Below are 22,965 nucleotides of genomic sequence, written 5' to 3' on the forward strand. Positions count from 1 at the left end.
TTCAAAAACGACCAGGTTTGTAGCGTAGCGGGTGGGTGCTACACCACTCAGGATTAAAATTATTGACGGATCATTACATCTTTTTCAAGCGCATTTCAAAATTCTGCGCCCAGGTTTTGCCATCGTCATTTGATTGCTCGCCAATTTCAAGCCAGTCCCCTTTATCTAAAGTAATGGTGTACCGAATTTTACCGCCGCGCGAGTTCAGCATCCAAACAAATTTTTCGTTGCTCACCTCAGGCACTATGTCGGTTATATAACCGGCAGTTGTGGTTGAGGTCCACCGGTATTGTTTTTTAATAACATCATAGGTAAGCATGGCAAGGGCGTTATGTATAACGCGACCGGTTTGCGGCACTTTACCCATGCCTTCTACCATAATAACGCCGCCATCCAGCTTGGTAGTAATGCTTTCGGTTTGCTCAAACGATTCTTTTTTGCCGTCCATCAGCATCCAGCCTGTGCCTTTCCACTGGCCTACTAAAAATTTAACGTGCGACATTTTATCTAAACGTTCAGCAACTGCATCCTGTGCATGGGCAGCATAACCTGCTAATAATAAAAGTATAGTCAGTATTTTTTTCATGTTGTTTTTTTAGGTAAAGTTAGCAACAGGGCTTAATGCAGTATTGTACAAAACCGACTTTATAACAATTGGTGGTCTATTAGATCTATATGGTTTAAAAACCTATCTAATTTGTAAGCCGCAACATTGCGGAACGACTTATAAAAGTGTGCCTGATCTGTAAAGCCCCGCTCAACCACCATTTCGGCCCATGGCCTGCGCTGCACGTAAAGGTCTACCACCGCCTGCCTTAAACGCCTTATCTGGCAAAATTGCTTAATACCTACACCCGTGTGTTTAATAAACAGCCTTTGCAACTGCCGTTCGCCCAGAAAGCATTGGTCGCATAGCGCGGTAAGGCTTATGTCGCCTGCATTTTTAATTATAAGGTTTACGGCTTTTATAATACGCTCGTCGGGTGTTATGGTTATTGGGGCGCAATGTTCAAGCAGCAAGGCATCCAACACCTGCGGACGATCAAAATCAACAGTAAGGTTATTTAGAAAATCGGTTTGCCATTGTAAAGGCTCAGTTACAGACAAGCTTGAGTTAAGTATAGCTCCAGGATCAATTGGATTAATGCAGGCAGCATAGCCCGGCTTTAAACGGATGCCAACATTTATCGAGTCCGCAAAAACATTAACCTCATGCACCTGCGTTGATGGTCCTGCAAAAAAGATCCCCTTGTAATGTATAGCCGGAACTTTTATAAAAAGCAATGAACAGGCACCTTCCGGTGGATATACATGCTCAAAAGGGTTTGCCGGTGCTGTGTGGTTCGCCGGCACTACAAATTTCCAATAACATTCCACCCATTGTCGTAATTCGGGCGCGGGCAGATATTCTTTGTACAACATTATGCCTAATATATTGATTTTTAAGTCGACCGTAAAAACAAAAAGGCATAAAATGCAAACAGTCCTGCAAAATGCAAGACTGTTTATCAATAAGTTTTAATTAAGCCGATTAGTTAGCAACATGTGCTGCAGCCGCTTTGGCCACCTTTTTAGGGATCCTGGTGTGTTTGGCAATGGCATCAACCGCGGCATCTTTGGCTATTGATTTAATCTTTTTCTTTAAGCCGGAACGTACATTGCTGCCACTTTCTGTTAAAAATAAATAGGCAACAGCGCCTGCGGCTATGCTGGCTACGGCAATTGTTGCTATAATGGCGGTATTATTTTTTTTCTTGAATGGATTTTTCATGATACATTTATTTTAACGGGACCCTCACGAAGTCTATTTTTTATAACAAAAAGTAAAGTGTATTGTTGGCGCGGATTTAAAAAGCTTGTGTGGTATCAATTCGGTGCCGCAGCAATGGTTTCAATTATACTTTTGGTGGTCATCCATCGTTAATAGCACTATGTATAATGCAAGAGTTTATGGGTTAGTATGCGCGCTGGCAACGGCAGGCATAATGCTTACTTCTTACACCCTTAAAAACGATATCGTTCTAAACGATTATCCATTGCAAATTGTGCCGCAGGGTTTTTATATCAGTTCTGTTACGGATGACCGCGCCGAAAAGGGGGTTATTGCAATACTGGCGTTGGGAAGCAATGGTAAATCTGAAATACACGAAGCCGATCTGCAAGGAGGCACCGCCGTGGCGATAAGTAGATTTATAAGCCGTAACCTAAAAAAAGACACCTCAGAGCGGGCGGTAAACATCAGCATTAAAGATTTTAAACTCACCGAAACCATAATACCCAACGGTGGGGTAGACGGCCGCATTCAGATTGGCCTGAGCTTTGGACTGCCTAAAGAGTATGGCATGCAGCAACTGATACAATACAGGGGCGGGTTGCATTATACGCGGATACCGGGCAAAAGCGAGGTTATTGAGGCCCACTTACGGAATGTAATAAAATCAGGCCTGGTCTATTTTAACGGTTGGATGCAGGCTAACGTTGATCGTGATCCAAAGCTGGCTAAAGCCGTTTCGTTTAAGTTTACTGATTATTCTGACAGCGCAGAGGGCGACACCATTTATTATTCGGCTGCGAGGCCACTTAAATGGAATGATTTTCAATCGAAAATACGTCCGCCGGGTCCATTTGAAGCCATGATAATGCCAGGCTTTGGATATAACTTAAACCGGGAAGTAAAAAACGGGGTTATTAATGTGGAGATGGAAATGAAAACATACGTTGCTAAAAGCGATAGTTGGGCAGGCAACGTACGCGATAGTTACGGCCTTAACCATGAGCAGCGGCATTTTGACATTGCCCGCGGTATAGTCAAAGAATATCAGAAAAAAATACTGGCCGCAGGTTTAACACCCGATACGTACGAGGCATTTATCAACATGCAATACCTCGATTCCTACCGGGATATGAACGCGCTACAAAAAGCTTACGACAAAGAAACCCGCCATGGCATTAATGAAGATGCACAATCTGCATGGGGTAAGAAGATCGATGCAATGTTGGCAGAGTAATAGACAACGCAATCAATTCACCAGACGTTCCGGTGGAGCGTCTGGTGGTTATGGCTTTGCCGGGCTTGCTCTATTTCTGCCTGTTCGCCCATTGTTCACCCTCGGGCGAGCGTCTCCATTTAAAATAACCCTCAAGTACTTTTAACGATGATGCGCTTGGTACAGGGCCAACATGCGGTGTTTGGGCAAAGTACATTACGTTATTGCCACCTGTAGTATTATAAACGGGCCACTTAGGTACGCCGGCACCGTTAGGGTCGCCGTATTTGGCAAAGTTGGTCCAGTAGGTACCCATTGCATCAGAGATCTCAGCGTCGGTTTTTAAAGCTTGTGGGCTGGTGGTATTTAATGTTCCAAACACATAAGCCACTTCCTGCCCATGGGGCGAGCCGTTACCTTCTTTTGGTGAGCCTGCAGGATAATCAGCATGCTGATCAAAATAGTAATAAAACACTTTTGACTTGCCACGATTAGCTACCAGATTAGCCCAGGCCCAGGTTTGCCAGCCAAAGGCGGCATCGCGGGCAAGGTCGCGCGCAGTTTTTTCAACCTTGCCGTTTCCGGCAGGGTAAGCTTTAACAAGCTCATCCGCAAATTTACCATATCTCCCTTTCACGCCGGCGATGTAATCTTCAGTAGTTTTTGGTGGCGAGAAACTTAAACCCTCATCAGAATTATAGCCCACCAATATGGGCGTTTCATTATATTCCCCTGCCTCGTAAAGTTTATACTGATCGTCAGGTATTACCTTACCATCAACAATGGGCCAGGCCAAACCGCGCACGGCCGGTAGTTTATCCGCTTCAACTTTGCGCAGATCGGCAATTGATGCAAAGCCTGCGCCTTTAACATAGGCATCGCCGGCGGCTTCTGCATCTTTAAGGCGTTTCATGTTTTCGCCGGGGAAAGTTATAGCACGCGATGGACCGAATGACCCACCGCTTTCTGATATAGCACCCTGAAATAAACCTTTTGCCAATGGCGATGCACACAATTGACTAACGGCAATGCCCCCGGCAGATTCGCCGAAAATGGTTACCTTATTTGGATCGCCGCCAAAGGCCGCTACGTTTTTCTTTATCCATTGCAAGCCTGCTATCATATCCAGCAAACCATAATTGCCTGATACTTTATCCGGATTTTCTGCGCTCAGCTCAGGATGTGCCAAAAAACCCAGCTGGCCAACCCTGTAAGCTATTGATACCAGTACAACACCTTTTTTTGCCAGCTTTTCGCCGTTATAATTGCTCTCAGAAGTAGCGCCTGCGTTAAAGCCGCCGCCATAGATCCAAACCAGTACAGGTACCTTTTCGCTGGCTGATTTTGCGGGTGTCCAAACGTTCAGATACAAGCAATCTTCGCTTTTACCAGACGGGATGTTACCCCCTTGAATAGGGCCTGGTGCAAATTTATCGGCTACACGTACGCCTGTCCACTTGGCGGCAGGCTGGGGTGCTTTCCATCGCAGATTGCCAATTGGTGGCGCTGCAAACGGAATGCCTTTATAAACTGAAAGATTACCCTCTATGGTTCCCTGTAAGGCGCCTTCCGCAACTTTCGCGGTTGGGATTTGAGCGTATGAAAAAGCTGCCGACAGTATTGAGGCGAGCAAAGATGTTAAGCGTTTCATGTGTGGTTTTATTGGTTTATCAAAGCTAATTATTTTGTTAGTAAAGTTTTGCAACTTTAAGTTTTTGGCGAATTGCAGATTCGGAGAGGGTGAGCTATGTTTTAATGGAATTAAGAAAATGTAATACTAATTGTTCCCACTCCTCATCAAGAGATACTTTAGGCCGTTTATAATTTGCTTTAGTATACCAGTAATCAGCGTTCCAAATGTCCCCTTCTTTACGATGTAAATAGGCATGTACCTGCGCAGATGCTCGATCGGCTTGCTGATCAACCTGCGCGTGTGCTTTATGCCAGTCACCTTTACCATCGTACCAAAGACTTTTTAACTGCACAGAAAGCGCGCTATCCGGATGTGGTAAATTTAGTGATGCTTTAAAATCGGTTAGGGTTTTCATTATGCTTCGCTTATTTAAAGGCAGGCATTTGTTGATACCATGTGTGTTAATTTTGCAGACAACTCTCGTCCCTGCGCAATACTTTTGTTGTTAAGTCTAATTCTCCTACAGCTTCGTCACTAAATCGCTTCAACGCTATCATTCTCAAATTTAATAATGCAGGCTTATCAAGTGTTTTGACGTAGTTGATTTCTTCTTTCCCTAATTTGCCATGCGCCATTGCATCTTTTGCAAATTCTCTAACATCTTTACCTAATGATTTATCTTCAAGGGACGCTTTTATTAAAGCATCACCTTTACAACTATAAACAAACGACAAAGTCATAAGTATCGATTTTTGGGCTGCAGGGTTTGAAGTTTTAAAAATAGCGATCAAATTGTCGACATACAATGTGGTTTTTTGTGGAAGTAGCATATAAGCAAGCGCATATCCCTGATTGAAGGTGAAGGCATGCTGTGGTAGAAAAAACGAAAATTTATCATCATTTAATATCTTTAAAGCAGCGGCAGTTACATCCACGCCTTCATTAGCCAATTGATTTAACATCCTTGTGTATGATTCAGGGTTTAAATCTTCTAGGTCGGCTTTTACAATCGTTTGTGCTATTAAATTTTTATCAGAGATTTTGTTAGACAATGAAAATAACAAAGCACAGCCATCGTAATAAAAATAAGGGTTGTGCCCTGAAGCAATTAATTCAGTTCGTAACTGAGGTAAATACCGAGCGGTATCACTAGTAATCTTATTAAAAAGTTTATCCATTGCCGGAAACTTTGCTTCCTGTTCAGACTTGGAAAGTTTACTTGGTTGAAAATTATAGATATTGTCAATTTCCACTTTAAGTGTTTGACCTGCTGCAATTGTTGTAACAAAAACAAAGGCTAGTAATAATTTGACGCGCATATGCAATTATACTTTTAACTTGTGATTTTTTATCGGCCACTAATGTGCAATATTAATTTAAAAAAGCCTCAAATTTTCCAACTTGAGGCTTATAAAGTATAGCTAAAGCGGTTAAGTACCACGTACTTAAACTATCTAAAATGTAGTCCGAATCGGAATCATGCCCCGTTTACTTAAAGTTGTTAAAGGTATATCCATCATAGCGGTATATCCCATTCTCGGCGCCAGCCCAAATGCTTCCGTCATTAAGTTCTAAAATCCCAAAAAGCGTAATTTTTACACCATCTTCCGGTTTTATTTTGGTTACAGTTGGCTTTTCCGTTAACAAAAACTTTTCGTCATATCGCGAAAGCACCCACCCCTTGGCACTATTTACAGAACCGCTGGGCATGCTATCAGTCTGCATAGTCGGGAAATTGTCATTTGAACGTTCTGAACTTGTCCATATATTCCCTTTTTTGTCTTCGTAAACATAGCCAACAAAGTCATCCGTCAATTTGGTATATGTGCGGCCGTTATAGCACCAAAGTCCGTCGTTGCCGCCTAACCAGATATTGCGCTTTTTATCCTGAATTATGCTACGGATATTGGTAAACGGTTTGCCGTTACGGGTTAAGACTGTAAAGTTCTTGCCATCATAAACAGATGCGTATCCCCTTGTTCCGAACCAAAGTTTTCCGGTTTTGTCTTCAATGATCGAATTAATATCATTACTCTGCAAACCGTCTTTCGTTGTAAAATTTTTGAAGGATTTGCCGTCGTAACGGCTCGCGGCGCCGTTAGTACCTAACCAAATGTTACCGGTTCTATCTTCATAAATAGTGGTAACATCATTATTAGCCAGCCCATTCTTAGTTGTAAAATTTTTAAAAGATTTCCCATCATAATAGTAAACACCCGATCCAATTGAGCCGAACCAGAAGTTGCCTTTGCTATCTTCTAAAACAGAGAAGAAACGCGCGGAACTTACCTTAGCTGTAATTTTGGTAAACGATTGCCCATCATATTTAAAAATGCCTTCTGAGGAAGCTATCCAAACGTCGCCCTTTCTATCTTGTATGATGTTCCGGGTAACAGTTTTAGGTCCGCGGGTGTTAGCTGTTTTGTTTAGTAAATCGGCTTTGTTCTGTGCTTTGCTGGGAGCACAAAAGGCGGCCAGCAGCAACAAGATGTAAATGTGTGCGTATTTCATAGTTTTTATTTATTTAAATCATTTTTTTATAATGCCCGGTCGAGATGGGTCTTTCAGCATCCGGCAGGCTCAGCTACAGCATACAGTGTATCGCCAGCAACATATAACCTTAATACATTATTAGAATCTACAGGAGGGCGGATTATGTATTGTTGGTAAAATTGAAACGCATTGGGAGCAATGATAGCGAAACGAACCCTGCTCCATGTTTTACCCATGTCAGATGAGCGGAATAGGCCACCCATGTCACCACATATTAAATATTTACCCATTTGCTTAATAGATGAAATGGAAGGCGAAAGGTCATTGTCAATTGCTCGCCAGGTTTTTCTCTTATCCAATGAGATGCGTATCTTATTGCATTGGGTTGTGGTGTTATAAGTTATGGCAGCAAATCCACCCTTGATGCGTTCAACAGCTATTCCGGCGCCACCCTCGCTTATTGCCAATCGCCAGTGTTTGCCATCATCCGTAGAGCGTATGATCCCTTTTGCATCCGCAGCAATCAGCACTCCTTCTAACTGCACTACCTTACCCTTCGCCTAAGCCGATCAATATCCGGCGGCGTTTTGCTAACGTCCTGCCATGTTTGTCCACCGTCAATAGATTTTAAAACGGTGGTTATACGGCCGGGCTTATATTTATATATCCTGGCCGCGTCCTTTTCTTTTAGTACAAAAGAATTTAGCAGAAACAGTGCAACCATCATGGCCGGAACAAACGCAAATAATCTTTTCATATTTTTATTTTCATCCTGTTAAAATTGATTCAGCGAAATTACTTTGATATATTTTCGGCTGAAGAATCAGGATTGTAAATAAAAATGTAAACTTTGTAAATAAAATATTGACGTTATGCATGTTAGCCCAAATCTCCTCTCCGGGAAACGCAAATACCTGGCAGGATTGGTACTGCTTCCGTTTATCGCTGTGATCAGCGTAGCTTTCAGTTTGAAGGATGATGACAACTTCGGCATAGCCAGGCGCGAAGTCTTGCTCCGAAAAATAGGGCACGAGCTGCTCTTGCAATCGGGCGATAGTACATCAAGGGTGCTGCCTGTAGAAACGATTGCGGAAAATGAATACCAGATTAGGTTTGAGAACGAGCTTACTTTTAGCCCCGACTCGCTGGTGAGTACTACCGGACGTTTGCTGGCTAAGGACCCCATGGCCCGTGATTATGTTGTCAATGTTTTAAACTGCGGCAAGGCCGGTGTAGTATATGGATACGCTATATCTAAAAACAAGAAAGATGATATTATTACATGTAAAGGACGAAAACAACCCACAGCATGTTATACCATTAATGTTAAATTTAAACTTACAGGCTTAAGCGCAGCAACAGGTGAATATATTTTGGGCGGCCTGCCTATTTTAGCCTTTGTTGGCTTTCTTTTTTTTAGATCTGCCAAGCCGAGGAGGGAGACACTGGATAGTCAGGATACCGGCATTATTGCTATAGGCTCCGCTTTTTTCGATGCGCAGCACCGCAAACTTACCATACATGGAAACACCATAGATTTAACCGGTACCGAAACCCGTGTGTTACGCATTTTCGCTTTATCGCCTAACCAAACGATAGCGAGAAGCAGGCTGCAAAAAGAGATTTGGGAAGATGAAGGCGTTATTGTTGGGCGCAGTCTGGATATGTTTATATCAAAACTCAGAAAAAAGCTGGAGGTTGATCCTGACATTAATATCGTTGTTATCCGTGGTAAGGGATACAGGCTTGAAATAAGCGCATAAAATTGAACTTCCGCTCCGTATTAATGGCTGCCGGCGTTGTAAATTAGCTATTTGTTAATTAGAGATTACCAAGAAGTGTCTTTTTTGTTACAATGAAATCAACACCCATCAATTCAGAATTAATTATTTAACGCAATCTTAATTTTAAGCAAGTTTCAGCTTAAACTGCAGCGCGATATTTGTATCGTGATCTACGGGCGAATATATAATACGGTACAGTTATCATGAAACGGATGTACCAATGCAGACAAATCCTTCTCTTTTTGTGCTGCATGGTTGTCTTCACCCCTGTCCGTGCCTTCTCTATATTAGCACACGAGGCAATTATTGATGCCTCATGGGTAAATCATATTAAACCTGTACTGCTTAAAAAATACCCTTCAGCCACCGCAGATGAATTAAAACGCGCTTATGCTTATACTTATGGTGGTAGCCTTGTAGCCGACATGGGGTACATGCCCTTTGGCAGCCCTTACTTTACCAATTTATTGCACTACGTACGGAGCGGCGATTTTGTAACAACGCTGATTGATGAGGCCCAAAACCTGGATGAATATGCCTTTGCCTTAGGCGCTATGTCGCACTATATGGCCGATAAGTACGGACATTCGTTGGCAACTAACCTGTCTGTTGCTATAGATTACCCTGAGTTGAAAAAGAAATTTGGCGATGTGGTTACTTATGAAGATGATCATGCTTCGCACAGCAGAATAGAGTTTGCTTTTGATGTGATCCAAACCGTTAAAGGCAATTACGCCGGTGCTGCGTATCATAATTTTATTGGATTTGAAATAGCTACGCCGGTTTTACAAAGGGCATTCAGAAAGATATATGGGCAGGATATTATTACGGTATTTCCTAATTTCCAATCGTCTGTTGCTCATTTCCGCTGGGGCGTGCGCGATCTTTTTCCGGAACTGGCCCGCGTGGCATGGCGATCTGATAAGGTGGGAATTGCAGTATCGCGTAATAATATTACCCGTAAAAATTTCAGTTCGCGCATGCCGCAGAATCGTTTTAACGAACAATACAGTACCTCTTCCCGCCACACAGGTTTTGTTGCCAGGTCACTGGCGCGGATAATTCAAAGATTACCCAAAATAGGTCCGCTTAAAAAAATGGGATTTAAATACCCGGGCGTTACCTGCGAAGACATGTTTTTACAAAGCATGGATAGCATTATGGTTAATTATGATGCGGCGCTGGCCACGGTAGCCAATAGCCAACTGGTGCTTGCCAATATTGACTATGATACTGGCAGGCCAACGGCCTTAAATGAATATGCCCTGGCTGATGCCACTTACAACGAATGGGTAGCCAAACTACAAATTGACAAAGGGGCAGTAATTACCCCCGCACTACAGCGAAACATATTTGCGTTTTATAGTAAAGTAGAGATATCGGGTTTAGCCGTTAATCAAATAGATAATGATAGAAAGCAATCTGATTTGCCGATAATGTTCGGAGCTTTAAAATACTGATAAAGAATTATATCTGTAAGATACTTTTTGGTGTCGCTAAGTTTTAATGGTAAACTAAAAGTGGGCCTATCTCGAACTATTTTTATATGATTTGCGCAGTATGGCATTTTAAGTAAGATTGATCGATTCAAGTCCGTTCCGAGACGAAATCATAATACTTTTGTTGCTTACACTGCACTTCAAGAAGGCACTTTTATTGATTTACCCTTATTCTTGGCAACGCGCCGGCATGGTTTTGCTGTATAAATTGCAGGAGTTTTTCTCGTAAGTAGGCCCTGAGGTCACCGATTTTGCTCGAGTCGGCAGCACTTACGATAACTTTCAATTCCATTGTGGTTTCTCTGGCATCGCTAACTTGTAAGATGCCTAACCGTTTATCCCAAAGCGATGTCTCCGCTAAAAGGCGGTTTAATTCGCCACGTACATCTTCAACCGGGCAGGTGTAGTCCACATATAAAATAACGGTCCCTAACAATTCAGCCGTAGTGCGCGTCCAGTTCTGAAAAGGCTTTTCAATGAAATAAGTAATTGGTAGAATCAACCTTCGCTGATCCCAAATGTTAAGTACCACATAAGTAAGGGTAATGTCCTCAACCTTGCCCCACTCACCCTCAACTACCAAAACATCGTCAATCCGTATAGGTTGCGTAAATGCTATCTGAAAGCCGGCTAATAGGCTGCCCAAGGATTTTTGCGCGGCAAAGCCAATAATAATACCGCCGATACCGACACCTGTTAATAAACCGGCGCCGATTTTTCTAACATTATCAAACGTGAGTAACACCACGGCCACTGTTATGATTATTATAAAGGCTCCTATAAGTTTACGTATAAACCTTAACTGCGTTTGTATTTTACGCTCTTCAAGGTTATTTGCTTTATTAAAGTCATAAGCATAGTATACATAGTCTTCAAATATCTTAATGGAATTCATCAAGACGTTTGAAAAAGAGATGATCAATAATATTTCAAGCAGTTTTTTAAAATAGACTATGTATCCACCCTCATACATTAAAAATGGCAGCAGCGCATTTAGGGTAAGCAATGGCACAAAATAATTTAGTGGCTTGCTTAAATGAGTAAGTATCGACTTGAAAAGCGAGTAGTCTTTCGTGTTTTTATAATAATGAAGCAGAATCGTTATTACAACTTTAACAAGGTATCCTAACAACGCAGCAGCTACAATCAGGCTTATATTCCAAAGCCAGCCCGGAAGTAGTTTTGACCAATCGCTAAGTATACTATTCATTTATAAAAACACGGGTCTATCCAGTTTTACTGCTATACGGTAAGCGGCATTCATCAACCCCACATGGCTGTAAGCCTGCGGAAAGTTGCCCCACTGGCTGCCGTCTTCGCCATCCACATCCTCGCTGAAAAGCAGCAGATGGTTGCAGTATTTCAATAACTTTTCAAATTCTTCTACAGCTTCATCTACCCGGCCCACACAGGCCAACGCCTCTACATACCAAAAGGCGCAGATCAGAAAAGTGGTTTTAGGTTTACCAAAATCATCGGCATGCAGGTATCGGTAAAACAAGCCTTTCTCTGTTTTAAGCTCTTTTTCTAATGCTGCCAAATGATCACGCGCCTTTTGCGAAGCAGGATCAATATAATTCATCATGATGAGTTGCAGGGTACTGGCATCAAGGTAAGGGCTGCCTACAGCGTGTGTATATACTTTTCTTTCAGCATCATAGCAAGCTTCAATATGGCCGGCGGCGCGTTCCTTTAATTTTGCGGCGCGTTCTTCAAGCGCTGTATCGCCTATGGTTCTGGCCATTTTTTCTGCCGCGTTACAGCCGGCCCACTGAAATAAATTGCTGTAGCAGTGTACCAATGCTATGTTGCGAAATTCCCATATACCGGCATCACGCTCATCAATGGTGCGTTCTATCTTGTCTAATACTGATGTGATCCACTTATCAGAATCTTTACGCTCACTATAAATGAAACGATTGTCAGTGTATAATGGAAGCAACGAAATTGACACCTGTCCATAAATATCGTTCTGAATATGCTCTGATGCCTGATTCCCCATGCGCACCGGCCCATTACCCAGATAACCCTCCAAATGATCCATTATTTCTTCGGTAAGATCTTTTTTACCGGTTATGCCATAAAGTGGCTGATATCGGAAGCTATCATTCTCTGAAAAAGAAATGTCTGTTACATAGTTAAAATAACGCTCCATCTCTTCAAAATGACCAATATGATTAAGCGAGGTAAGCACATAATAGGTGTCGCGCAGCCAACAGAAGCGGTAATCCCAGTTACGCCCGCTCCCCGGAAACTCGGGTAAGCTGGTAGTGCTTGCGGCGATTATAGCACCGGTATCTTCGTATTGATGTATTTTAAGCGCTAATGCAGAGCGGATAACAAATGGTTGATAAAACAGCGCAATAGACGAGTGCTTTATCCACAGCCGCCAATATTCAATGGTCTCCCGCAAATAGTGTTCGCAGGTGCTGGCTAAAGGCCCACTCCAAACTTCCCCATAATTCAGTATCAAATATTTTGTTTCATTTAAGGCAAAGCACTCTTCATCAATCAGGTAGGTAATCGGAACGTTGGTTGATAAACCCATTGTTTCGCCGCATCCGGTAAATCTGATATTATCGCTTCCATGCAGTACATCCTGGTATTTGCGGCCGTAATCGCACACAGGCTTGCATTTAACACGAATACGCGGTGCACCTTCCAGCGGCTCTATCTTTCTAATCAGCATAAGGGGCTTGTAGAAATGATCAAACTGCCTGAAACGCGGTGCAAAATCGGTTATACGATATCTTCCATTTTTGCAGGTTATGTCTGTACGCAATACGTTGGTGTTTTCTGCATATACTTGCTTTGAGGTATACTCTCCAACAGGTAAAATGGAAAACTCACCGCCTTTTTGCTGATCAAGCATTCCGCCAAACACAAAGGGGCTATCAAAACGGGGCCAGCACATCCAGTCAATGTTGGTATTGAGGTTAACATGTGCCAAAAAGTTGCAGTTGCCTATAATGCCTGTTTGATAAGTGTGTTTCGCCATGAGTTCTATTTTGTTTTTCAACAACCTTTAACCGAATTTGTTATCAAAAAGAGAAATCTTATCTGTTAAACAGCATAGTTAAGCGCTGTAACTTCTTAACTGTTTCGTCGCTAAGCTGATTATCGGTTAGCCGCCATGTCCAATTTCCATCGGCAGATGCGGGCAGGTTCATACGTTGCGAGCCGTCCAGCTCTAACACATCCTGAACCGGTACAATGGCTGTTTTAGCTACCGAACCATAACATTGACGGATCAAGACGCTACAGATGTTTTTTTCAGAAACCCTTTGACCGACGAGATCACTAACAGCTTTGCGACTTACTTTATTTACGTCTTGAGCAAACCAGCCCTTTAAGGTATTATTGTCATGTGTCCCTGTATAGGCAAAGGTGTTTGTGGTGTAATTGTGGGGGGCGTGGTCGGATACTGCTGTTTCGCCGCCAAACGCAAACTGCAGCACCCGCATGCCAGGCAAGCAAAACTCATCCCGCAACTCATGAACGGCGTCATCAATATCTCCCAGATCTTCGGCCACAAAGGGCAGGTGGCCTAATTGCGCCTTAATTTTATCAAAAAAATCCACTCCCGGGCCTTGCACCCACTTGCCGTTAATGGCGGTTTGTTCACTTCCTGAAACTTCCCAATAGGCAGAGAATGCCCTGAAATGATCAAGCCTGATCAGATTAAAATATTCCAGATTTTTGCGGATACGCTGCACCCACCAATTATAATTATCCTGCCTTAAAACCTCCCAATTGTAAACAGGCATGCCCCAAAGCTGACCTTCGGCCGAAAAGTAATCAGGCGGCACGCCGGCTATCCCCTCAATTTTGCCTTGTTCATCTAGCTTGAAAAATTCCGGATGAGACCATACATCAACCGAATCATAGCTGATGTAAAAGGGCATGTCTCCAAATAGAATGACGCCCTTTTTTTCTGCATAACCTTTAAGCTGCGCCCATTGCTTACTAAAGATGTATTGCAACCATTTCTCTTTGTCTATGCGTTCGCTGCTTTCACGGGTTACTCTTTCAAGCACCGCCTTATCGCGGTTTTTAACAGGCTTTTCCCACTCATACCACGGCATGTTCTTATTGGTCTGCTTTAACACTTGATATAATGCAAAATCGTCCAACCAATATGCTTCAAGTGCTTTATATTGCTCAAATTCCTGCAGCCGGTCACTGCTTGTCTTAATGAAGTTGATATAAGCTTTATCAAACAGTTTGGCCTTTAACACTACGGCTTGATCAAAGTCGGCTCGGTTGGTTGATGGCAGATAAAGACCCGAAATATCTTCTGCGCTTAACCAGCCATAAGTAACCAATAACTCCGGGCTTATCAATAAGGTGTTACCTGCTATACTTGAATTTGCACTATAAGGCGAATAACCGGCTCCTTTATCAACAGGGTTTACCGGTAGCATTTGCCAATAGCGCTGCCCGCTGCTAAACAGAAAATCGATAAATTTATAAGCTTCAGGGCCAATATCGCCCGACCCAAACGGTGACGGAAGCGATGTAATATGTAGTAATAATCCTGCTCCACGGTGAGCGGGCCTTTCCAGTTTTAACAATGCAACAGGTATGTCTTTAAAAAGCATTAAGACAGGTAAAGTCTCCGCAGCATAACCTTTTTCGATAGCCAATAGATTTTCCCAATTACGCGGTGCTCCGTCTGGCAGTACCACTGCTGTATCCTGCCAATCAAATTCCAGCGGCTTTGCATTGTCTGCTCCAAGTTCGGCCATATGTAAAGGCACAATAGTAACATACCAGGTTGCACCATGCTGCCGCGCAAAAGCCAGGATATTATTTTTATATTTCCCTATTACGGTTATTTCCCTATACTCACCTGTAGCAAAAACCTTCGTATCGGCAGAACGTAAATGCAGCAAGCGTTGCGTTAGCTGTAGTTTTATTTCGCCGTTATAACGTTTTTCCCATAGCTGCTGCCATTGCTGAGCGCTGTAAACATCATTTTCTTTCTGTAAATACTGTTTTCGCGTTTGATAGTCAACCGGTCGGCGATTATCGGGATCAACAAGGCTCGAATCCCACAACTCACAACCTTGATAAACATCAGGCACCCCCGGACAAGTGAACTTTAGTAAAATCTGCGACAACGAATTGATGATACCGTAATCGGCAACGCGCTGATGAAAGCGGATAAAACTTTGCATAAAATCGCTTTTTTTATCCAGCAGCTTAACTATAAAATTTTTTACTGCCTCTTCATATACTTCGTTTGGTGCCGCCCAATCAGAGTTCTTTTTACCCTCGCGCAGTGCTTTTATCAGGTACTCTTGCATGCGTTGGATAATGTTATCGTCGCCGCTTTGGGGCATAGGGTACGCGCCTAAAATTGATTGGTAAATAAAATATTCATCGTTCTCATCGGGGGCGGTGTTTGTTTTTAAGCCTGAATTTATACGCTGCCATTGCTTAACCAGCCTGAACCATTCGTCGGGAATATCCGTAAGCACATTTAGGCGTGTACGAACGTCCTCGCCGCGCTTGGTATCGTGTGTGGATGTCCCGTTAAGTGAAAGCGGCCAATTGCGCTGCCGATCAATCATTAAGCCATGGAACTTATCAGTAGTAATGCCAAAGGAAGCCGCTGAGTCGCCTACTTCGTTATGCCCAATAAAGCGGTTATAGGTGTACATCAGGGTGTCTTCTACTCCCTTTGCCATTAAGGGGCCGGTAAATTGCATCAAGCGTTGATAGAAGTGCAAGGCACGATCGTTGTAATCAACATTTCCATGCTGTGTGCGTTCTAATAATGCTGACTTTAATATCTGAAATGCGTGTTTCAAATCGGGATTGCCTTTAGTTGCCGAATCCATTACACTAATCAAAGCTTTGGCTTCTGCCTCGGTTAGTGGCATTGTGTTGCCATAAAAGCGGTATACCGGGCAGTAGATCAACAATTGTGCAATTGCGTTTTTTAAACTGCCCCCAATTGCGGCAATCTCGTCAACCAGAGCCAGGTCAACGCTCTTAAACAACTGGTAGAGATTTTCTAACTCACCAGCCATGTGCTGCTTTAGAATAAAAGTTTTCTTTTCCAGTATTCCCCGCTCAACATCATCACCACCGGCCATAAGCTTTTGGTAATAATTGGTAAACGCACGCTCACTTTTGGTATTGGTAAAAACGTTGTTAACCACGGCTAAAAAATCGTAGCCGGTGTTGCCCTGAACCGGCCAGCCAAAGGGGAAGGCTTCTCCGGTTTCCAGTATTTTTTCAACGGTGATATAAGTGTCAGGACCAGCCAATTCACGCAGTAGCTGCAAATAGGTTTTTGGGTCATATAATCCATCAATATGATCAACCCTCAGTCCTTGAAAAATGCTCTCGTCAAGCAATTGTTTAATAAGTTTATGATAATGTAAAAACACTTCTTCGTGTTGTACATTTAAACAGATAAGGCCGTTAACCGTAAAAAACCTGCGGTAATTTATCTGTCTGTCTGTTTCTTGCCAGTGGCATAGCTGATAGGCCTGCCTATTTGAAATTTCTTTAAGGGATTCAGAATCAGCATTAACTTTTTTTAAATATGCCTGAGTAAATATTTTCGGCGCGTCAACTTTTACCGGGTACTGCTGACCGAAATAATCAAAGTACAGTTTGCCGTCTTTCTTGATCATTTGAATTTGCTTTTGCTCAACGGCTTCATCAAACGGCAGACCTAAAAATGGAACCATTATACGGCCATTATAAACATCGCTATCCCAGCCTATATCAAAAAAAGATGCGTACGCCGATCCCTTACCATTTTCCAGCACATCCATAAGCCATTTGTTATTTGGATGATAGGCCATGTGGTTAGGCACAATATCCTGTAGCCAACTTACACCCAGTTCTTTCAATTGTACACTTATTGCACGTAGTTCATCCAATGTTCCAATTTCAGGATTGATGTTTAACGGATCAACTACATCATATCCATGTGAACTGCCGGGTGTAGCTTCAAACAGGGGGGACGCATAAAGCGTTTTAATTCCTAATTGATGCAGATAGGGAATGATACTTTGCAAATTTTTGAAAGTAAAATCTTTATGAAATTGTATGCGATAGGTTGATGCGGGATCAAACATATTATTGCGTATAAATAATTACTGATTCCGGTTGCAGTGTGACACCGTCACGATTCATAATTTGCGGCGCATCTGCTATACCATTCCATTGCTTAGCTGATGATTCAAAAAGCAGGGTCCAGTTTCCACTTAAATTGACACTCTCTGGTTTGTCAGAAAAATTAAACAGGCAAAGCAATTCTTGTTCTGCATTCCATCGTTTTAATATCAATACCTTTTGTGGTTGGTTAACCGTGATATGTATAGTCTCGCGGTTGTTATTTTTCAATATGGTATTAGTTTTACGAAGCTTGATAAGTGCTTTGTAGTAATTAAACATTGTTTGATGTGGCTCTTGTTTAATTACATTCCATTGCAATTTGGAATTTGCAAACGTATCCTCAGCCTGTGGATCCGGTGCTTCCCCTTCATTCATAAAGTTTTTAAATTCTTCCTTACGGCCCTTTCGAACGGCTTCCACTAAATCAGGATCAGTGTGGCTTACAAAATATTGAAATGGATTAGGTTCCCCGTATTCCTCGCCCATAAACAACAATGGCAGGTAAGGACTTAATATAACGGCTGCAGCCAGCAGCTTCTGCATTTCAAAACTTACCAGCGTACTTGTACGCTCACCCAACATGCGGTTGCCTACCTGGTCATGATTTTGCGAGAAAACTACAAACTGTTGCCCTGCATGGCCATTGGTTTTAACACCAAACGATTTATGGCGTTCCTCTGAATATTGGCCATCATATACGTATGCATCGACATAAGCCTTTGCCAAATGTTCAATTCCGTTAAAGTCGGCGTAATACCCATCGCGTTTTTGGCCCGCGCTTACCCGTAATGCATGATGAAATTCATCCGTCCATTGGGCATCAATCCCGAACCCGCCCTCTGCAATTGGTTTGATAAACCGCGTATCATTAAGGTCGCATTCTATTATAAGATAATGTTCCCGACCGGTTGCTTGCTTTAACTCGTCAACATACTCCTTCATTTCCTGAAGGATGTGCTTAGGGCTTAAATCCTTTATAGCATGCACAGCGTCTAAACGCAAGGCATCAATATGGAAATCTCTGAACCACATTAATACGTTTTCTATAAAGTATTGGCGCACGCCATCGCACCAGGCGTCATCAAAATTTATGGCACCTCCCCAGGGCGTTTTATACTTTTCGGTAAAATAAGGGCCATATTGACCGAGGTAGTTTCCCTCTGGCCCCATGTGGTTATAAACCACATCCAGCACAACCGCCAGCCCTTTTTGATGGCAGGTGTCAACCAGTCTTTGCAGTGCTACCGGCCCGCCGTAGCTATTTTGCACTGAGAATGGAAAAACGCCATCATATCCCCAATTACGCTCACCCGGAAATTGCGCAACGGGCATTATTTCAATGGCAGTTACACCGAGGTTTACCAAATAATCCAACTTATCTTCAATGCCTGCAAATGTGCCATCGGGAGTAAATGTGCCGGTGTGAAGCTCATAAATAAGGTAGTCCTTAAGCTTTACATTTTGCCAGTTTTGATCGGTCCACCTGAAGTTATTTATTTTAGTAGCCAATGACAGGCCATGCACCCCCTCGGGTTGATAAAGTGAGGCCGGATCAGGCAATGCGTCTTTGCCATTAATAACAAACCCGTAACTCATGCCCGGCTTTAATTCGGCTGTGGTTAAGGTCCAATATCCTTTCTCTTCGCTGTTTAAGGGCAGTATTTTATCGTCAATACTGATATTAACGGTATTGGCAAGCGGGGACCAAAGAACAATCTCAGCGAGGCTGTCTTTATTAAAGTTGACGCCTATCGTCCGCTTATAAATGTTTATTCCTGTCATCTTGTATTAACTGATGCTGTAATAAAATAACCGACCGGCCTTCTACATGAACCACCTCTTCTGCATTATATATTTTATCAGTCGGACTAAAAGTTGGCTTACTTGTATCTATCAAAACCTGCCAATCCATTGAATAATTCCTTTCCGGCAGCTTATAATCCAGTGACTCTTCGTGGGCGTTGAATATGATATAAAAGTTATCATCAATAACCTTGTTGCCCTCTGAGTTAACCGCGTGTAACCCCTGACCATTTAGAAAAACGGCTACTGATTTGGCAAAGTCCTGCTGCCAGTGCTCCTCCATCATATGCGATCCATCGGGCAAAAACCATGCGATATCTTCAATTCCATCTCCTTTTATCGGCTCGCCTCTAAACCAGTTTTTTCTTGAAAAGGCAGCATGTTCCCTACGCAGATGGATAAGCTGGCGAGTGAATTCCTGTAATTCTTCATCCTGATCTTCCCAATGCAGCCATGATATTTCGTTATCCTGGCAATAGGCGTTGTTGTTACCTTGCTGCGTGCGGCCCATTTCATCACCGGCTACCAGCATCGGCACCCCTTGCGAGAGGAACAGTGTGGTTAGAAAGTTTCGCTTTTGCCTTGCTCGCAGTTCCTTAATGCCAGAATCATCCGTTGGGCCTTCTGCACCGCAGTTCCACGAGCGGTTATGGCTTTCGCCATCGTTGTTATCTTCGCCGTTTGCTTCGTTGTGCTTTTCATTGTATGATACCAGATCATGCAGGGTGAAGCCATCATGCGCGGTTACAAAATTGATGCTTGCCGTAGGGCGACGGTAAGCTTCATAGAGGTCGGCGCTTCCCGTAATGCGTCCGGCAAAATCAGCGAGCATATTATCAGAGCCGTTCCAATAATCGCGGATGTCATCCCGGTATTTGCCGTTCCATTCGGCCCAGCCCGGCGGGAACTTACCTACCTGGTAGCCCCCCTCACCAATATCCCACGGCTCAGCTATCAATTTAACCTGAGATATAACCGGGTCCTGGTGTATAATATCAAAAAATGCGCTTAAGCGGTTAACCTCATGCAATTCGCGGGCAAGGGTGGCGGCCAGGTCAAATCTGAAACCGTCAACATGCATCTCCAGTATCCAGTACCGCAGGCTGTCCATCATCAGGCGCAGTACATTGGGCAGGTTGGCATTTAAGGTATTGCCTGTGCCCGTGTAATCGTTGTTATACCGTTTATTATCATCAACTAAACGATAGTAGGCTGCATTATCAATTCCTCTAAATGAAAGCGTTGGCCCCATGCGGTTACCTTCGCCCGTGTGGTTGTACACCACATCCAGTATCACTTCTATGCCGGCTTTATGCAGTTCCTTAACCATGCTCTTAAACTCCTTAACCTGATCGCTCACCTTGTTACCCGCAGCATAATCCGGATGGGGAGCGAAGTAGCCAATGGTGTTGTACCCCCAATAATTAGCGCGGCCACCGTCTTTTAAATGCCTGTCATTTAAAAAGTAGTGCACCGGCATTAGCTCTATAGCGGTTATACCCAGCGTCTTTAAATAGGCAATGCTGGCCGGATGGGCAAGCCCTGCATAAGTACCTCTTATGTTCTCCGGGATATCCGGGTGTAGTTTAGTAAAACCTTTTACATGGGTCTCATAAATTATAGTATTGTAATAGGCTACGCGTGGTGGCTTGTCATCGCCCCAATCAAAGTGTGGGTCAATCACTACAGACTTGGGGATAAACGGCGCGCTATCAAGGTGACTAAAGCTTAGATCGCCATCCGGGTGCCCTATTTCATAGCCAAACAGCGCGTCGTTCCAATCAATGGTGCCGGATATTGCCTTGGCATAAGGATCTATAAGCAGTTTGTTAGGATTAAACCGATGCCCGTTCTCAGGTTGGTACGGGCCGTGCACCCTGTAGCCATATAGCTGGCCGGGCTTAACGTCAGGCAGGTAAACATGCCATATCAGGTTGCTGTGTTCGGTAACGGGTATCTTCAGATACTCCAGTTCATCGTCCACGTGCTGAAACAGGCAGAGTTCAACAAACGTGGCATTTTCAGAATATAAGGCGAAGTTTACGCCATTGCCATCCCAGGTTGCGCCAAGGGGAAAGGCGGCCCCGGGGTATACAATTTGTTTCATATATATCAGGTAAATACTGCTACGGACATAGTGCCGCAGCCGTCAGAATAACATATTTTGGCTATGATGGTTTAGCAGAATATGCATTAGCGGCATTTACCGTAGAAATACAATAGCGGCGCGTAGTAATCGTTCTGTCCCACGTGGGTGTGGGACAATACGAGACACATTGCGACACTGTTTTGTGTAAATGATTGACAGTTAATGTTTAATATTTCTTGAGTGGGACAAAGTGAGACTACTTATTCGTCAGGAAATTTAGCTGTAGAATTAGCTTAAATGGCAGATTTACAGAGCTAATGTAAATCAGAGATTTTTGTCCCACGGAGTGTAGAAAATGTACAACCTATTTCAGGACGAAAGCTTATTAAAGCCCCTGAGGCAACTCAATGTAAAAAGTGCTGCCCTTTCCCACTTCACTCTCCACCCATACTTTTCCACCGTGCAGCTCAATTAATAAACGGATGATGGACAATCCTATCCCGGCTCCTTCTTCGCCCCGAAGGCCCGGGCGATGGGCGCGTGTACGGTGCTCAAATAAATAGGGCTTCAACTCCTCCGGAATACCAATACCGTTGTCGCTTACAGCCAGTCGCACCGTATCTGCCTGCTCTGTTAAAGTTACCTCTATACGGCCGCCCGGATGCGTGAATTTAATGGCATTTACGATCAAATTATTTACACATTGCGCAATTTTCAACATGTCTGCCACTGCATAAACCCGCTCTTTATCGTGCCTATATACAAATTGTTTAACAATAACGCTCTCACTATCCTGGTACTGCTTTACAATATCGCCAACAGACTTAACCATGTCTAACCGTTCCTTCCGTAAACCAACCTCTGGCGACTCCAAAAACTCCTGCTGCATCAGGTCCTTAATAAGGGCAATGTTGCGCGCGCACAAGTCTTCTATTACCTGAATATTATTGAGAATAGTGGTATTGCCGGCTACAGCTTCATTGCCCTTAATGGCCGAGGCCATCATATTTATAACCGCCACGGGCTCTTTCAAATCATGGGCCAGTACCGCAAGCATCGCATTTTTGCGGGCATTTATTTTCTCGGCATAAAATATATTGTTTTTAATATCGGTTATATCTGCCACATAGCCGCTTATCATCAGGCCGTCCATTTCAATTGGATAAGCTTTTAGCTCCAAATGCCGCGTTTCTCCTTTCGGCATTATTCTAAACTCAGTCTTTATCTTTTCTCCTCTTTTTAACGCAGCCAGGCATTCGCGTATGTAAGTGGTATCATCCGGATGGATCAATTGCCAAAAATGCTCAGCATGTACTCTTCCGCCTGATTCCGGCAAATTCCAGATGCGCTTGAAGGCGTCACTTAAATAAACGATCTTATTTTCTGCTAAACTAAACACAAAGTAGCCTTCGTTGGCAACGTCGCCAAGGCTTTTTAACAAATCATTTTCTTCTATATCCATGATTATTAACTCCTTGTATAGCAACCATTGTTAGTAAATTTTTGTTTGCAAAACTAATAAACCCGTATAAATCGG

18 protein-coding genes are annotated in these 22,965 nt (G+C 43.2%); 3 read left to right on the forward strand and 15 right to left on the reverse strand.

What is annotated here, in order from left to right; all coding sequences use genetic code 11:
* Positions 1-73 precede the first annotated feature (73 nt).
* The 3 genes from ACVW2L_RS20205 to ACVW2L_RS20215 form a co-directional block, all read right to left on the reverse strand.
* Positions 74-586, reverse strand: a complete 513-nt coding sequence (locus ACVW2L_RS20205; RefSeq protein WP_457129761.1) for a hypothetical protein — start codon at positions 584-586, stop codon at positions 74-76.
* Between the two features lie 59 nt (positions 587-645).
* Complete coding sequence (locus tag ACVW2L_RS20210; RefSeq protein ID WP_457129762.1) at positions 646-1,422, reverse strand: helix-turn-helix domain-containing protein; 777 nt, start codon at positions 1,420-1,422, stop codon at positions 646-648.
* A gap of 109 nt (positions 1,423-1,531) precedes the next feature.
* A complete protein-coding gene (locus tag ACVW2L_RS20215; protein WP_457129763.1) occupies positions 1,532-1,771 on the reverse strand; it encodes a hypothetical protein in 240 nt (79 codons plus the stop codon).
* Positions 1,772-1,931: 160 nt separating this feature from the next.
* Here ACVW2L_RS20215 and ACVW2L_RS20220 point away from each other — a divergent pair, with 160 nt between their 5' ends.
* Positions 1,932-3,008, forward strand: a complete 1,077-nt coding sequence (locus ACVW2L_RS20220; RefSeq protein ID WP_457129764.1) for a DUF922 domain-containing protein — start codon at positions 1,932-1,934, stop codon at positions 3,006-3,008.
* Between the two features lie 70 nt (positions 3,009-3,078).
* Here ACVW2L_RS20220 and ACVW2L_RS20225 read toward each other — a convergent pair whose 3' ends face one another.
* The 6 genes from ACVW2L_RS20225 to ACVW2L_RS20250 form a co-directional block, all read right to left on the reverse strand.
* Entirely contained in the window at positions 3,079-4,638 is a 1,560-nt protein-coding gene (locus ACVW2L_RS20225; protein ID WP_457129765.1) for a carboxylesterase/lipase family protein, read from the reverse strand.
* Positions 4,639-4,732: 94 nt separating this feature from the next.
* Positions 4,733-5,035 (reverse strand): hypothetical protein, encoded by a 303-nt coding sequence (locus ACVW2L_RS20230; protein ID WP_457129766.1) that lies wholly within the window; start codon positions 5,033-5,035, stop codon positions 4,733-4,735.
* Positions 5,036-5,081: 46 nt separating this feature from the next.
* Positions 5,082-5,939, reverse strand: a complete 858-nt coding sequence (locus tag ACVW2L_RS20235) for a hypothetical protein (RefSeq protein WP_457129767.1) — start codon at positions 5,937-5,939, stop codon at positions 5,082-5,084.
* Between the two features lie 169 nt (positions 5,940-6,108).
* Positions 6,109-7,131 carry a ligand-binding sensor domain-containing protein gene (locus ACVW2L_RS20240; protein WP_457129768.1) on the reverse strand — a complete coding sequence of 341 codons (1,023 nt, stop codon included), beginning with the start codon at positions 7,129-7,131 and terminating at the stop codon, positions 6,109-6,111.
* A 53-nt stretch (positions 7,132-7,184) separates the two neighbouring features.
* The gene (locus ACVW2L_RS20245; RefSeq protein ID WP_457129769.1) at positions 7,185-7,658 is read right to left on the reverse strand and encodes a WD40/YVTN/BNR-like repeat-containing protein; all 474 of its coding nucleotides are present in this window, start codon (positions 7,656-7,658) and stop codon (positions 7,185-7,187) included.
* Positions 7,658-7,870, reverse strand: coding sequence for a hypothetical protein (locus ACVW2L_RS20250; protein ID WP_457129770.1), 213 nt, complete (start codon positions 7,868-7,870; stop codon positions 7,658-7,660). The genes ACVW2L_RS20245 and ACVW2L_RS20250 overlap by 1 nt, the downstream gene beginning before the upstream one ends.
* Before the next feature lie 115 nt (positions 7,871-7,985).
* Between ACVW2L_RS20250 and ACVW2L_RS20255 the strand changes: the two genes are divergently transcribed.
* Both ACVW2L_RS20255 and ACVW2L_RS20260 read left to right on the forward strand, forming a co-directional pair.
* Positions 7,986-8,876: a winged helix-turn-helix domain-containing protein gene (locus ACVW2L_RS20255; RefSeq protein ID WP_457129771.1), complete on the forward strand. Its 891-nt coding sequence runs from the start codon at positions 7,986-7,988 to the stop codon at positions 8,874-8,876.
* Positions 8,877-9,148: 272 nt separating this feature from the next.
* Complete coding sequence (locus ACVW2L_RS20260) at positions 9,149-10,357, forward strand: zinc dependent phospholipase C family protein (protein ID WP_457129772.1); 1,209 nt, start codon at positions 9,149-9,151, stop codon at positions 10,355-10,357.
* A 193-nt stretch (positions 10,358-10,550) separates the two neighbouring features.
* Here ACVW2L_RS20260 and ACVW2L_RS20265 read toward each other — a convergent pair whose 3' ends face one another.
* The 6 genes from ACVW2L_RS20265 to ACVW2L_RS20290 form a co-directional block, all read right to left on the reverse strand.
* Positions 10,551-11,606 carry a mechanosensitive ion channel family protein gene (locus ACVW2L_RS20265; RefSeq protein ID WP_457129773.1) on the reverse strand — a complete coding sequence of 352 codons (1,056 nt, stop codon included), beginning with the start codon at positions 11,604-11,606 and terminating at the stop codon, positions 10,551-10,553.
* On the reverse strand, positions 11,607-13,394 hold the full coding sequence (locus ACVW2L_RS20270) for a glycoside hydrolase family 15 protein (RefSeq protein ID WP_457129774.1): 1,788 nt from the start codon (positions 13,392-13,394) through the stop codon (positions 11,607-11,609). It lies immediately after the preceding gene.
* Positions 13,395-13,452: 58 nt separating this feature from the next.
* Complete coding sequence (gene treY / locus ACVW2L_RS20275) at positions 13,453-17,496, reverse strand: malto-oligosyltrehalose synthase (protein ID WP_457129775.1); 4,044 nt, start codon at positions 17,494-17,496, stop codon at positions 13,453-13,455.
* Between the two features lies 1 nt (position 17,497).
* The gene (treZ, locus tag ACVW2L_RS20280; RefSeq protein WP_457129776.1) at positions 17,498-19,318 is read right to left on the reverse strand and encodes a malto-oligosyltrehalose trehalohydrolase; all 1,821 of its coding nucleotides are present in this window, start codon (positions 19,316-19,318) and stop codon (positions 17,498-17,500) included.
* Positions 19,296-21,446: a glycogen debranching protein GlgX gene (gene glgX, locus ACVW2L_RS20285; protein WP_457129777.1), complete on the reverse strand. Its 2,151-nt coding sequence runs from the start codon at positions 21,444-21,446 to the stop codon at positions 19,296-19,298. The genes treZ and glgX overlap by 23 nt, the downstream gene beginning before the upstream one ends.
* Positions 21,447-21,813: 367 nt before the next feature.
* Positions 21,814-22,890, reverse strand: a complete 1,077-nt coding sequence (locus tag ACVW2L_RS20290; protein WP_457129778.1) for a PAS domain-containing sensor histidine kinase — start codon at positions 22,888-22,890, stop codon at positions 21,814-21,816.
* Positions 22,891-22,965: the final 75 nt, after the last annotated feature.

It is taken from the genome of Mucilaginibacter sp. HD30, from assembly GCF_054061755.1.

Bases quoted from the DNA above. Each gene is read 5' to 3' on its own strand.
- ACVW2L_RS20290 (WP_457129778.1), bottom strand. From the start codon at position 22,890: ATGGATATAGAAGAAAATGATTTGTTAAAAAGCCTTGGCGACGTTGCC.
- ACVW2L_RS20250 (WP_457129770.1), bottom strand. From the start codon at position 7,870: ATGAAAAGATTATTTGCGTTTGTTCCGGCCATGATGGTTGCACTGTTT.
- treY (WP_457129775.1), bottom strand. From the start codon at position 17,496: ATGTTTGATCCCGCATCAACCTATCGCATACAATTTCATAAAGATTTT.
- ACVW2L_RS20235 (WP_457129767.1), bottom strand. From the start codon at position 5,939: ATGCGCGTCAAATTATTACTAGCCTTTGTTTTTGTTACAACAATTGCA.
- glgX (WP_457129777.1), bottom strand. From the start codon at position 21,446: ATGAAACAAATTGTATACCCCGGGGCCGCCTTTCCCCTTGGCGCAACC.
- ACVW2L_RS20240 (WP_457129768.1), bottom strand. From the start codon at position 7,131: ATGAAATACGCACACATTTACATCTTGTTGCTGCTGGCCGCCTTTTGT.
- ACVW2L_RS20265 (WP_457129773.1), bottom strand. From the start codon at position 11,606: ATGAATAGTATACTTAGCGATTGGTCAAAACTACTTCCGGGCTGGCTT.
- ACVW2L_RS20255 (WP_457129771.1), top strand. From the start codon at position 7,986: ATGCATGTTAGCCCAAATCTCCTCTCCGGGAAACGCAAATACCTGGCA.
- ACVW2L_RS20230 (WP_457129766.1), bottom strand. From the start codon at position 5,035: ATGAAAACCCTAACCGATTTTAAAGCATCACTAAATTTACCACATCCG.
- ACVW2L_RS20270 (WP_457129774.1), bottom strand. From the start codon at position 13,394: ATGGCGAAACACACTTATCAAACAGGCATTATAGGCAACTGCAACTTT.
- ACVW2L_RS20215 (WP_457129763.1), bottom strand. From the start codon at position 1,771: ATGAAAAATCCATTCAAGAAAAAAAATAATACCGCCATTATAGCAACA.
- ACVW2L_RS20220 (WP_457129764.1), top strand. From the start codon at position 1,932: ATGTATAATGCAAGAGTTTATGGGTTAGTATGCGCGCTGGCAACGGCA.
- ACVW2L_RS20260 (WP_457129772.1), top strand. From the start codon at position 9,149: ATGGTTGTCTTCACCCCTGTCCGTGCCTTCTCTATATTAGCACACGAG.
- ACVW2L_RS20210 (WP_457129762.1), bottom strand. From the start codon at position 1,422: ATGTTGTACAAAGAATATCTGCCCGCGCCCGAATTACGACAATGGGTG.
- ACVW2L_RS20225 (WP_457129765.1), bottom strand. From the start codon at position 4,638: ATGAAACGCTTAACATCTTTGCTCGCCTCAATACTGTCGGCAGCTTTT.
- treZ (WP_457129776.1), bottom strand. From the start codon at position 19,318: ATGACAGGAATAAACATTTATAAGCGGACGATAGGCGTCAACTTTAAT.
- ACVW2L_RS20205 (WP_457129761.1), bottom strand. From the start codon at position 586: ATGAAAAAAATACTGACTATACTTTTATTATTAGCAGGTTATGCTGCC.